The organism is Azospirillum formosense (assembly GCF_040500525.1).
Classification (GTDB): Bacteria; Pseudomonadota; Alphaproteobacteria; order Azospirillales; family Azospirillaceae; genus Azospirillum; species Azospirillum formosense_A.
In genome coordinates, this window is sequence record NZ_CP159402.1 from 2,053,012 (window position 1) to 2,065,803 (window position 12,792).

Sequence of the window (12,792 nt, forward strand, 5' to 3'; positions counted from 1 at the left end):
ACCGTGAAGGAGATGTGACAGGGTGGCGCATTTCGCGGTTCCGTTGCGGTGCAACAATGTCGCACCCCCGTCGCCGCCGGTTGCGCCGGCCCCGCCGCACCTCATGCCGCCCGTCTTTCCCGGCCGGCGGAAGTGTCGTTCCGTCACGGTCTTACGACGGCCCAAGGCCTCACCCCATGACCTATGTCAAGCGCTCGGAAGGCGGTAGTTCTTGACTTCTCATCAACCCGAACCGCTCGCGCAGCATTGTATCACTGAGCAGGCGCAGCATGGCAAGACCTTGCGCGCGGAGGCGCAGGATTAACGGATTGTTGGCATTTTCCTGAAAAGGCGATGATTCCGTCCGGCCAACCCTGCCGATTTCGCGGCGCACACGCCCGCCGCGCGCATGGCAAAGCACAGGCGGCAGGTCAACCATCGCCGTGACGGCACGGGCGGGCAGGCTCAGGCGCTCGCCGCCGACGTGGAGGGCTCCTCGGGCAACGGGTGGTGCCGGTCGCCGACCATCAGCACGGCAATGGAGAAGACCGTGCCCTTGCCCACGCGCGATCGCACATCGACCTGATGGCCGAGGATGTGGGCGGTGCGACGGACGATCGACAGCCCCAGCCCCAGCCCGCGCCCGCTGTCCCTCTGGTCGGTGCCGCAGCGGTAGAAATCGTCGAAGATCAGCTTCAGCTGGTCGGCGGGAATGCCCGGCCCGGTGTCCCACACCTCGATCAGCGCGTGTCCGTCGCGGTGCCGGCACCCCAGCAGGATCGTCCCGGTCCCGGCGTAGCGCAGCGCGTTGACCAGCAGGTTGCGCACCATGCGCTCCAGCAGCACCGGATCGCTGAGGACGTAGGCGGAGGTCGGGACCATCCGCAGCACCATGCCCTTGCTGGCCGCCTGCTCGGCGAATTCCCGGTTCAGCCGGTCGGCGATGTCCTGGAACGGGAAGACCGTGGGGCGCGGCTTGACGTTGCCGGCCTCCAGCGCGGAGGTGTCGAGCAGCGTGTTGAGCAGCGTGTTGCCGGCGGCGATCGCCTCCCCCAGCTTCTCCGCCACCTCAAGCTGCTTGGCGTCGGACAGGCGGGCGGACAGGATGTGGTGGAACAGGCTCATCGCCTGGAAAGGCTGGCGCAGGTCGTGGCTGGCGGCGGCCAGGAAGCGCGATTTGGCCCGGTTGGCCCGCTCCGCCTCGGCATGGGCCTCGGCCAGCGCCTCGCGGATGCGCACGCCGTCGGAGATGTCGATGGCGGCGCAGATCACGCCCGACACCACCCCGGCCTCGTCCCGCAGCGGCTCGACGATCAGGTCGAAGACCTGTTCCGGGCCGGGCGCCGTCCCGATGCGGACCTCCTGCCGGGCGCCGGTTCCGCTGTCCAGCACGCCCCGCTTCACCGCGTCCAGCCGGGCCGCGTCGTCCGGCGCGTGGATCGCGGCGTTGGTCCGCCCGATGAAGTTTTCCGCCGCCCGGCCGGTCTGCGGGTTGTACATCCACATGTAGCGCAGGTTGCGGTCCAGGCTGAAGACGGCGACGCGCGAGTGGCGCAGGGCCATGCGGAAGCGCTCCTCGCTCTCGCGCAGCGCGCGGGCCATGGCGGCGCGGGCGCGGGCCTCGGTCACCAGGAGACGCTTGGCCTGCGCCTCGCGCCGGGTGTAGCCGGCCAGGGCGCCGGTCAGCAGAAGCCCCATCACCAGGACGATCCAGGCCGGATAATCCACCGGCGTCAGCCGCGGCTCGGGCGGAATCGCCAGGGCCAGGGTCCAGCGCCGCCCGCCGATCACCAGATCGCGCTCGACGACCGTCTCGCCCTCCTTGCGGATCTCGCCGAAGGGCACGCCCTCCCGGCTCGCCGACGGACCGTCGAGGTCGCGGGACGCCAGGATCCGCCCGCCGTCCCCTGCCGGCCCGTCGAGCAGATGCACGGCGCCGTGCAGGCCGTTCACGCGGTTGCCCGCCTCCTCCAGTAGGCGGGCGATGCCGAAGACCGAGGCGACGTAGCCGGCGACCTCCGCGCAGCGGTCGGCGCCGTCCATCTCGTCCACGGGATAACGGTAGACGGGTAGATACAGGCCGATGCTGCGTCCGGCCTCTCCCTGCTGGCGCGGCGGCAGGGCCTCCGTCGCCGTCAGGTCGCCCGACGCGCAGGCCCGCGCCAGCACCTCCGCCCGGTTGGGCAGGGACAGGATGTTGATCCCCTGCGCGAAGGCCCCGCCACGCTCCGGCTCCACCAGCGTGTTGACGAACAGGTCCCCCTGGGAGGAAGCCGCGGGCGCCGCCGCGGGGGAATCCCCCGCGTCGCCCCCGTCCTGAACAACGAAGTCCTTCCGTCCGGCGGCCCTCATATCCGCCTCCAGCGCCGGAACCTCGGCCGGGGGAACCCGGCGGACCCAGGTGACCGACCACAGGCCGGGATAGAGGGGCATCATCGGCCGGACCGCCGCCGCGAAGGCGTCGCGGGTGGCCGGGCGGGCGGCGTCCGAGAAGGCCGAGCGCAGCGTGCGCAGCAGCAGCGCGTGGCTGCCGATCCGCTCCGTCAGGGCGTCGTGGAACTGGGCGAACTGCCGCTCGTGCTGAGCGCGCTCCGCCTGGCGGTTGGTGGCGCGCATCTGGAAAAAGGCGCCCAGGGTCAGCGTCAGGCCCGCGGCGACCAGCACCGGAACCGCAAACGAGACCCGCCTCCTTCTCTCCAGCAGTGGCATGCCACCCGTTCCCAACGGCTATCACCGAAATCGTCGGATCGTTCGACTATAGCAAGCAGCCCCACGCCCCGATAATGGAAAAGCCATTATCCTCCCAAATGGATAGTATGTTCCGACGAGAACAGGCGGGCGGCCGACTATTGATTGTCGTTTGAAAGGGCATTGCGCGCTCATTTCGATGTCAATCCTGCAATACAAGGCGCAGGGCGGGGATCGGGGCGTGAGAGCGACCCGAAACCTTCCCAGGACTTCAGCCTCAGGACTTTAGCCTCAGGCCTTCAGCCGCTCGCGGCCGAGAAGCCGCGCGACCGCCCCCCGCAAGGCCATCGGCGCCACCGGCTTGTGCAGCAGCGGGTAGCCGGACAGCCGCGCCTCGCGCAGGCGCATGGGGTCGGTGTCGCCGGTCAGGATCAGGCCGGGCAGCGTGGCGTCGAGCGCCTTGCCGATCTGACGGATGGCGACGATCCCGTTCATCGCCCCCTTCAACCGCAGGTCGGAGATGACGAGGTCGGGGGGCTGCGGGCCGGGACCCAGCCGCTCCAGCGCGGCATCCACCGAGTCCGCGGCGACCACCGCGCAGCCCCATTGGCCGAGCAGCGCGCCCAGCGCCTCCAGCACCATCGGGTCGTCCTCGATGACCAGCACGCGGGCGCGGCTGACATCCTCGCCGGGCTCGGTGACGAGGACTCCGGCCGGGCCGGCCGGCTCCGCGGCGGCCGGCGGATCGTCCGCCCCGTCGGCGGCCCGCGGCACCAGCACCGCCAGCATCGTGCCGCGGCCGGGCGCCGAGTCGACCTCGATCCGGTGCCCCAGCCGCCGCGCCAGACCGCAGGCAAGACGCAGCCCGAGGTCGATCACCGACGGGTCGCCCGCCCCGTCGGGGCGCCGCATCTCCTCCCGCAGGGCGAGCAGCTGGTCCGGCTGCAGGCCGCGGCCGGTGGACCACAGCTCGATCCGCAGATCCGGCCCGCGGCGGCGGCAGCCGAGCACAACCCTCCCCCGCTCCGTGTGGCGCAGGGTGCTGGCGACGAATCCCTGGAGAATGCGCTCCAGGAGCGAGGCGTCGGTGGCGACCCGCACCGAGCAGGGCAGCACCGAGAAGCGCAGCCCCCGCCCGTCGAGGCGGGGGGCGGCGTCCAGCGCCATCCGCGTCAGGATACCGTTGACCACGGGCGCGCCGATGTCCGGCTGCACCAGACCGGCCTCCAGCCGCACCAGGTCGAAATGCCCGTCGACCATGCCGCGCAGCGACTGCACGGCGTTGCCCATGGCGTTCAGCAGGTCGCGCGCCGCCGGGTCGTTGAGGGCGCCGCCCCGGCCCGGGGCGCCCTTGCCACCCCCCGCCGCGGCTCCTCCGTCGAGCCGCCCTTCCAAAGCCCCCAGCAGCAGCGACAGGGCGGCCAGCGGCTGGCGCAGGTCGTGGCTGGCCGCGGCGAACAGGCGGCCGGACAGATCGCCGCCCGCCGCCGGCCCGCCGCCCGCGGGTCCGTCCCCGGTGGCACGGCGGACGAACCCGCCGCCGCTGAGCGGCCAGTCGGTGACGGTGTGGCCGGGGGGCAGCCCGCGGAACAGCGGCGCCAGCGCTTCCGGCAGCGCTCCCTGGACCAGGAGGCGGTCGGCATCGGCCAGCCCCTCCGCCGCCTCGTTCCAGCCGGTCAGCCGGTCGTCGGCGTCGAAGACCAGGACCGCGCCATGCCGTCCCGCGCCATGCGGATAAGCTCCATCGCTCGTCACGGGCGGCGTCCTCCACTGCGTGCACGCGGATTGCCGGCGACCGGAAATGGTCCCTTGCGAACAGGCTACGGATGCGGCGCCAAGGATCAAGCCCACCGTTCGTCCGATTGCCGACAGGACTATTCGGCGCGGCGTCTGGCACGGCGACCGGCACAGCCCCGCGGCCGCTGGCCATGCGAACAATTCAGCTTGCTTTTATATAAAAGTCAAGAAAAGGCGGCGGGCACCGCCCGGAACACCATAGTAACGGCGGGAGCTGTCGCAATTTGTCGGTTGCGCGCACCTCGAAATTTTTCGACTATGCGACCAATGGATGCCGTGATCGAAACCCCTTTCCGCGACCGACAACCGGAGGCGGCAACGCCGGCTGGCGCGGACTCTGCTGTGCATTTGAGCGGCGGCAATCCGGACGGGAACGGCCCGGCCGGCCATGCACAGGGTGGCGACGCCCTGCTGGGCGCGGCGATGGCGGCGCTCGCCGACGGCATCGGCGTTCTGGTCGCGGTTCGTGACGACACCGGCGCCATCGGCGATTTCGAGTGGCTGACGGCCAACCGCGCCGCGGAGCGGCTGTTCGGGTACCCCCTGGCCGGGCGCCGGCTGCGCGCCGACGATCTCCAGGATGGCGAAGGGGCCGGCTTGTTCGCCTGCCTCGCCGATTGCCTGACGGACAAGCAGACCGTGCGTCGGCTGGTGATCGCCCCCGGCGGCGCGCGCTGGCGGATCGCCGCCACCCCGCTTGCCGCCACCCCGCCCGGCACCGGCCACACGGCGCCGACGGTCTGCGTCTCCCTCGTGGAGCTTGGCGCCGAGGTTCCCGTCGTCCCGGAATCGCAGCGCGCCCACCGCGCCAAGGCGGAATTCCTGGCGCACATGAGTCATGAGCTGCGCACCCCGCTGAACGCGGTGCTGGGCTTCTCCGAGGTGCTGCTGGCGGAGACCTTCGGCCCGCTCGGCTCCCCCCGCTACCGCAGCTACGCCGCGGACATCCACGCCAGCGGCATGCATCTCCTGTCGCTGATCGACGGCATCCTGGACCTCTCGCAGAGCGACAGCGCCCGGACGGACATGCAGGAGGAGGCCATCAATGTGGCCGACGCCGCTCGTCAGGCGCTGGCCCAGGTGGGCGACAAGGCGGCGGCCCGGGGCGTCGACATCGGGGAGGATCTGTCCGCGGAGCTGCCCCTGCTCTACGGCGACGCCCGGGCGCTTCAGCGGATGCTGACCAACCTGCTGTCGAACGCGGTGAAGTTCACTCCCTCGGGCGGGCAGGTGATGGTGTCGGCCAGCCCCATGCCGGACGGCGGAATCGGGCTGATGGTGGCCGACACCGGCGCCGGCATCGCCGAGGACGAGTTGGCCCGCGTCCTGGAACCCTTCGGCCGCGCCGACATGGCCGTGCCGCGCGGCACCGCGGGGGCGGGGATCGGCCTGCCCGTGGTCAAGCGGCTGATGGAGATGCACGGCGGTCGGCTCGACCTCTACAGCGAGCCCGGCGCCGGCACGACGGCCATCCTGATGTTCCCGCCACGGCGCAGCCTGCCGCACGCGGCGTCCCACGGCATCTCCCATGGCATCTCCCACAGCGGCGCCCGCGTCTGACCCTTTCGCGCGGCCGGCATTCGGCAGAAGACCCTTGGCAAAGCCGCGAAGCCGGGCCATTGTGCCCCTTCGTTCCTGAACTGTTCCGTTTGACATGGTCGATATCCTGTTGCAGGGCGACGAGCCGCCGATGCCGGCGGGCGGCGCCGTCCCGATCTTCCGCGGGGTGCGCCGGGCGCTGGCCGCCCGCGGCTTCGTCAGCATGGCGGAGTTCCGGCTGGCCAGCGGGCGCCGCGCCGACGTCCTGGCGATGGACGGCGCCGGCACCGTCGTCATCGTCGAGGTGAAAAGCTGCGTGGCCGATTTCCGGGCCGACCAGAAATGGCCGGAATACCGGGACTGGTGCGACGCCTTCTACTTCGCCGTGGACGACGCCTTCCCGCCCGAGCTGATCCCCGAGGACTGCGGCCTGATGGTCGCCGACGCCTACGGCGCGGAGATCCTGCGCGAGGCGCCGGAGCACCGGCTCGCCCCGGCGCGGCGCAAGGCGCTGACCCTGCGCGCCGCGCTGACCGGGGCCGGGCGCCTGCACCGGATCGAGGACCCGTCCTGGACCCAGGCCACCTCGCCGGTGTGAAGGCCCCGGCCCGGCCGCTCCACCCGACCGAGGCTCCGCCCGACCGAAGCTGCATGGCAAAGCCTCGCCAAGCCGGTGTACTCTGCGCCATGAACGGGAACGGGCGGCCGGACATGCACGCACAGGACGCCGGGCCAGCCGCCGCGGCGCAAACGCACCATCGGGACGGCGGCCCGCGGATGAAATCCCCAAGAACCGGCGCCGCCTGGACGAGCGGCCTCGGAATCAGCGCCTCCGGGATCGGCGCGCTCGCCCTGGCCGCTCTGCTGGCCGGCGCCGGTGCCGGCGGCTCCGTTTGGCTCGCCCTGGCCGAGTTGGACGCCCGTGCCCGCGGCCAGGCCACCCGCAGCCTGGACGAGGCGTTCGACCTGATGCGAGTCGCGGAGTTGGCCGCCGGGCTGTCCTCCAGCGCGGCCGAGCTGGAATCGGCGCGCACCGCCCAGCACCGGCTGACCGCCCACAACGCCTTGCGCCAGCGCACCCAGCAGCTCGGCGCCACGCTGGAAACCCTGCCGCGGGAGTGGCACGCCGAACTGCGCTTCGCCACCCAGGCCATCCGTGCCGAAGCGGACGAGTTGAACGCCATGGTGGAGCGCCGCCTGACCGTGCAGCGCGGCCTTCAGGATCTCACCGAGCAGGTGACGGCGCGCAGCGAGGCGCTGGCGGAGGCGCTCGCCGGCGCGCGCTCACCGCTGGACGGCGCGCCCCTGCGCCGGATCGACGATTCCCGGCAGGCGGTGGCCCTCCGGCTGCTCGCCGCCGGGACGGCCCCGGCCACGGCCACGGCCGCGCGGGACGATTTCCGCAAAGCCGCCGCGACCCTGTTCGACGCACTGACCGATCTGCCGATCGACGGCGCGAGCCCGCGCCGCGCCGACGCGGCGCGCCAGCTCGTCGCGCTGGGATTGGACGATCAGAACCTCTTCGACCTGCGGCAGGAACAGGAAACATTGACCGCCAAGGCGGCGGGGATCGCCGCGCTGTTGCGCGGCACCGCCACGGACCTCGTCCAGCGGGCCGGGCACGGCGCGCTGGCCCTGCGCGACGGGTTGCGGGACGGAATGCGGGACGGGGAGGACGCATCCTCACACCGGATGGGCGCGGACCTGTCCGCCGCCGCCCCGGTCGGGGTCGGGCTGGTCACCGGACTGGCGATCCTCGCGGCCGGCCTGGGCGTGGCGCGGTCCCGCGCCCCGCGCCCCCTCCCATCCCCTGCGGAGCGGACCGGCGCGCCGCCCGAGCGGCCCGAGCGGCCCGAGCGGCCCACGCTGCGCATCCTGCTGGCCGAGGACGAGCCGGTCAGCCAGCAGGCCGCGGCCATGCTGCTGCGCCGCGCCGGCCACGCGGTGACGGTGGCGGGCGACGGGCGGGCCGCCGTGGCGGCGGTGGAGCGGGAGCGCTACGACCTCGTCCTGATGGACATGCAGATGCCGGAGATGGACGGGGTCGAGGCGACCCGCCGCATCCGCGCCCTTCCCCAGGATGGCGGAACCACGGCGGCGGGGCTGCGCATCGTCGCTCTGACCGCCTCCGCCCTGCCCGGCGCGGTGGAGCGCTGCCGGGCGGCGGGGGCCGACGCCGTCCTGGAGAAGCCGCTGACCCTGCCCGCCCTGGCCGCCCTGCTGGACCGCCTGTCCGGCGGCGCCGGCACGCCCCCCGTCGTCACGGAGGATCTCCCGCCGCCGAAGCGTGACTCCGGCCTTCCCGTGTTCGACGAGGAGGCGATCCGCCAGATGCGCGAGCATCTGCCGGCGGAGCGGGTGGCGACCCTGGTGACCGGCACCCTGGTCACGCTGCGCGGCTACCACGCCGCGTTCGGGCAGGCCTGGAGCGCCGGAGACCGGGAAACCGCCGGGGCCATGGCCCACAAGATCGCCGGGGTGGCCGGAATCTACGGCTGCGTGGCGCTGCGGGGCGCCGCGAGGTCGCTCGAAGCCGCGCTGGACAGCGGCGAGGGCGACCCCGACGCCCTGTGCCGCGCCCTGGACGACGCCGTCCCGCCGGCGCTCGCCGCCCTGGACCGCTGGAGCGGCGGCTGAAGCGGAATGCACTCCGTTCCGGACCGCGACGGCGGTCCCGGCCGGCAAATGAGGTCATGTGAATCCAAAGCGAATGAAAAGTCGCTTCAGCGCACCGCCACCGGCTGGCTCGGTCCCTTGCCCTGCGGAATGTCCGACCGGCCCGCCCCCAGGTCCTTCTGCATCATGACCACGTCCAGCCAGCGTCCGAACTTCAGCCCCACGGCCTCGACCACGCCGCAGGTGCGGAAGCCCAGAGCGGCGTGCAGCCCGATGGAGCCGGCGTTCTCCGACCCGCCGACCAGCGCCACCATCTGGCGGTAGCCCTGCGCCACGCAGCGGTCGATCAGCGCCTGGAGCAGGAGGCGCCCGATGCCCCGGCCGCGCGCCTCCTCCGCGATGTAGACGGAATCCTGGATGGTGAAGCGGTAGGCGGAGCGGACATGGTAGGCGCTGCCGTAGGCGTAGCCCAGGACCGCGCCGTCGCGCTCCGCGACCAGCCAGGGCAGCCCGGCGCCGGTGATGGCGCGGAAACGCGTCTCCAGCTCGGCCGCGTCGGGCGGCTCCTCCTCGAAGGTGCCGACGCCATGAAGGACGTGATGCTCGTAGATGCGCTGGAAGGCGGGGACGTCCTCGATGCGGGCGTCGCGGACGGTGGGGGCGCTGGTCATGGCCGGTCTGATCCGAGGAAGGGGCTTGGAGCCTGGGGACGGGGGATGGCTGGGCGACCATCCTGCCGCACGCATTTTGCAGTCGCAACCGTGCCACCCAGCCGATATGTACAGAACTGGAACGCGCTGTGTGCAACAGGGCTTTTCAGGGCAGGTCTTTTTCAGGGCAAGGGGTTGGAAGCGATGAAGATCAACGGCCGGACGGTGCTCGTCTGCGATTGCGTCCACAGCATGGCGCTCGACGGCAAGGCGTTGGCCAGGGCCTGCGGAGCCGCGGCGGGGGCGGAGGGGGATCTGTCCGTCGCCACCCAGCTCTGCCGCACCCAGCTCGACCGGTTCGAGGCGCGCGTGGCGGAAGGCGCCCCGCTGCTCGTCGCCTGCACCCAGGAGGCCCCGCTGTTCGCGGAGATCGCGGCGCAGGACAATCTTGACGCCGACAACCCCAGCGCCGCGCTCGCCTTCACCAACATCCGCGAGCGCGCCGGCTGGTCGGACGAGGGCGCGCTGGCGGGGCCGAAGATCGCCGCCCTGCTGGCCGAGGCGGCCATGGACATCCCGCCGACCGGCACGATCACCCTGGCCTCGGAAGGCACAGCGCTGGTCTACGGCACCGACGAGCGCGCCATCGAGGTGGCCCGGCAGCTCTCCGGCAGCCTGGACGTCACCGTTCTGCTGAAATCCCCCAAGGACGTCGCCCCGCCGCGCGTCATGGACGTGCCGGTCTTCAAGGGCACCATCCGCGCCGCCAAGGGCTGGCTCGGCAATTTCGAGATCGTGGTGGACGACTACGCCCCGGCCATCCCGGCCTCGCGCGCCGTCCTCGCCTTCGATCCGCCGCGGCACGGCGCCGCCTCGCGCTGCGACGTGATCGTGGACCTGACCGGCGGCGCGCCGCTGTTCCCCGCGCACGGCAAGCGCGACGGCTACCTGCGCCCCGACCCGGACAGCCCGGCCGCCGTCGCCAAGGCGGTGTTCGAGGCCGCCGATCTGGTCGGCGAGTTCGAGAAGCCGCGCTACATCGACTTCAAGGCCGACCTCTGCGCCCATTCGCGCAGCCGCAAGACCGGCTGCACGCGCTGCCTGGAGGTCTGCCCGACCGGCGCCATCACGCCGAACGGCGACCATGTGGCGATCGACCCGCACATCTGCGCCGGCTGCGGCTCCTGCGCGTCGGTCTGCCCGACCGGAGCCAGCACCTACGCCCTGCCGCCGCTCCAGACGGTCTACGAGCGGCTGCGCACACTGCTGTCCTCCTACGCCAAGGCCGGCGGGACGGAGCCGGTCCTGCTCGTCCACGACCCGCGGCACGGCGACGAGATGATCTCGCTGATCGCGCGCCACGGCCGCGGCCTGCCGGCCCGCGTCCTGCCCTTCGCGGTGAACGAGGTGACGCAGCTCGGCTTCGACGTGTTCGCGGCGGCTCTGGCCTATGGCGCGGGACGGGTGCGCGTCCTGGTCGGGCCTGGCAACGCCGGCGAGACCGCCGGGCTGGCCAGCCAGATCGGCTTGGCCGAAACGGCGATGGCCGGGCTTGGCTACGGCTCCGGCCGGGTGTCGATCATCGACTCCCAGGACCCCGACGCGGTGGCCGCGGAGCTGTGGGACCTGCCGCGCGAGGGCGCTCCCGCGCCCGGCACCTTCCTGCCGATGGGCGGCAAGCGCACCGTGACCATGCTGGCGCTGCGCCATCTGCACAAGGTGGCACCGGAACCGGTGGAGGTTCTGCCGCTGCCGCCGGGCGCTCCCTTCGGCCGGGTGCAGGTGATGACGGAGGGCTGCACGCTCTGCCTGTCCTGCGTCGGCGCCTGCCCGACCGGGGCGCTGCTCGACAACGCCGACAAGCCGATGCTGTCCTTCTCGCAGGACGCCTGCGTCCAGTGCGGCCTGTGCAAGACGACCTGCCCGGAGAAGGTCATCGCCCTGGTCCCGGAGATCGACTTCCGCGACAGCGCCCGCGGCGCCAGGGTCCTGAAGGAGGAGGAGCCCTTCTGCTGCGTCAAGTGCGGCAAGCCCTTCGCCACCAAGTCCTCGATCGACAAGATCGTCGCCGTGCTGGCCGGTCGGCACGCCATGTTCGCCACACCGGAGGCCGCCGACCGCATGCGCATGTGCGGCGACTGCCGCGTCGTGGACCAGTTCGAGCGGGGCGACTCGCCCTTCGCGCTCGGCGCCCCGCGCGCCCCGCGCACGACCGAGGACTATCTGCGCGAGCGGGAGCTGGCCCAAAACGGCAAGGACGGCGGTCCGGACGGCGGCAGCGTCCACTGAGCGACGCCGCCGGATGACGGGGATCATGTGCGCGGAGCCGGGATTTGATCCCCGTCAAGTCCCGGCTCCGCGCTTCATGGTCTGCTGCGTCTGAAATTCCAGGTGGCGAAAAATCCGCAACTCGGACCTATATATCAGGATCGGGTTCGGGGTCATAATCGCCGCCCGGACTGCATGACACGCACCCCCTTGGGGAGAAGCCTGACGATGACGACCGTTCCGCCGACCGCCGCCGCCCCGCTCGTCGATCCTTTCGGGCGGACCGTCAGCTATCTGCGCGTGTCCGTCACCGACCGCTGCGACCTGCGCTGCGTCTACTGCATGGCGGAGGACATGAGCTTCCTGCCCAAGGCGGAGGTGCTGACGCTGGAGGAGATCGACCGCGTCTGCTCCGCCTTCGTCAAGCTGGGCACCCGCAAGCTGCGCCTGACCGGCGGCGAGCCGCTGGTCCGCAAGGGCATCCACGAGCTGATCCACAGCCTGGGCCGCCATGTGAAGGCCGGCGACCTGGACGAGCTGACGCTGACCACCAACGGCACCATGCTGTTCAAGTATGCCGGCGATCTGGTGGAGGCCGGGGTGCGCCGGATCAACGTGTCGCTGGACACGCTCGACCCCCACAAGTTCCAGGCGATCACCCGCTGGGGCCGGCTGGACAAGGTGCTGGGCGGGCTCCAGGCCGCCAAGGAGGCGGGGCTCCAGGTCAAGATCAACACGGTCGCGCTGAAGGGCGTGAACGACGACGAATTCCACCGGCTGGTCGGCTGGTGCGGCGAGCAGGGCTTCGACCTGACCTTCATCGAGGTCATGCCGATGGGCGAGATCGGCGACGAGGCGCGGCTCGACCAGTATCTGCCGCTGAGCCTCGTCCGGGCGGAGCTGGCCAAGCGCTGGACGCTGGACGAGATCGACTACCGCACCGGCGGTCCGGCCCGCTACGTGCGGGTGGCCGAGACCGGCGGGCGCATCGGCTTCATCACGCCGCTGACCCACAATTTCTGCGAAAGCTGCAACCGCGTGCGGCTCACCTGCACCGGCACCCTCTACATGTGCCTGGGCCAGGAGGACGCCGCCGACCTGCGCACCCCGCTGCGCCTCAGCGACGACGACGGGCTGCTGGTCCAGGCGGTGCGCGACGCCATCGCCCGCAAGCCCAAGGGCCACGACTTCATCATCGACCGCCGCCATCAGGGCCCGGCGGTCCCCCGCCACATGAGCGTGACCGGGGGATGAC

The 12,792-nt window shown here is 72.0% G+C and carries 8 protein-coding genes; 5 read left to right on the top strand and 3 right to left on the bottom strand.

Going from position 1 to position 12,792, the window contains the following annotated elements; all coding sequences use genetic code 11:
• Positions 1-444: 444 nt before the first annotated feature.
• Positions 445-2,643, bottom strand: coding sequence for a CHASE domain-containing protein (locus ABVN73_RS09800; protein WP_353857823.1), 2,199 nt, complete (start codon positions 2,641-2,643; stop codon positions 445-447).
• A gap of 315 nt (positions 2,644-2,958) precedes the next feature.
• A complete protein-coding gene (locus ABVN73_RS09805; protein WP_353857824.1) occupies positions 2,959-4,422 on the bottom strand; it encodes a hybrid sensor histidine kinase/response regulator in 1,464 nt (487 codons plus the stop codon).
• Between the two features lie 384 nt (positions 4,423-4,806).
• On the opposite strand from ABVN73_RS09805, the gene ABVN73_RS09810 reads away from it, so the two are divergent.
• The 3 genes from ABVN73_RS09810 to ABVN73_RS09820 all read left to right on the top strand — a co-directional run bounded on the left by ABVN73_RS09810 (position 4,807) and on the right by ABVN73_RS09820 (position 8,640).
• On the top strand, positions 4,807-6,024 hold the full coding sequence (locus tag ABVN73_RS09810) for a HAMP domain-containing sensor histidine kinase (RefSeq protein ID WP_353857825.1): 1,218 nt from the start codon (positions 4,807-4,809) through the stop codon (positions 6,022-6,024).
• Positions 6,025-6,118: 94 nt separating this feature from the next.
• Positions 6,119-6,601 carry an MmcB family DNA repair protein gene (locus ABVN73_RS09815; protein ID WP_353857826.1) on the top strand — a complete coding sequence of 161 codons (483 nt, stop codon included), beginning with the start codon at positions 6,119-6,121 and terminating at the stop codon, positions 6,599-6,601.
• A 179-nt stretch (positions 6,602-6,780) separates the two neighbouring features.
• Entirely contained in the window at positions 6,781-8,640 is a 1,860-nt protein-coding gene (locus ABVN73_RS09820) for a response regulator (protein ID WP_353857827.1), read from the top strand.
• 86 nt (positions 8,641-8,726) lie between these two features.
• Here the strand turns inward: ABVN73_RS09820 and ABVN73_RS09825 are convergent, their stop codons facing one another.
• Positions 8,727-9,290: an N-acetyltransferase family protein gene (locus ABVN73_RS09825; RefSeq protein WP_353857828.1), complete on the bottom strand. Its 564-nt coding sequence runs from the start codon at positions 9,288-9,290 to the stop codon at positions 8,727-8,729.
• Positions 9,291-9,473: 183 nt separating this feature from the next.
• On the opposite strand from ABVN73_RS09825, the gene ABVN73_RS09830 reads away from it, so the two are divergent.
• Positions 9,474-11,558, top strand: coding sequence for a 4Fe-4S binding protein (locus ABVN73_RS09830; RefSeq protein WP_353857829.1), 2,085 nt, complete (start codon positions 9,474-9,476; stop codon positions 11,556-11,558).
• A 207-nt stretch (positions 11,559-11,765) separates the two neighbouring features.
• Positions 11,766-12,791, top strand: a complete 1,026-nt coding sequence (moaA, locus tag ABVN73_RS09835; RefSeq protein WP_014241273.1) for a GTP 3',8-cyclase MoaA — start codon at positions 11,766-11,768, stop codon at positions 12,789-12,791.
• Position 12,792 lies beyond the last annotated feature (1 nt).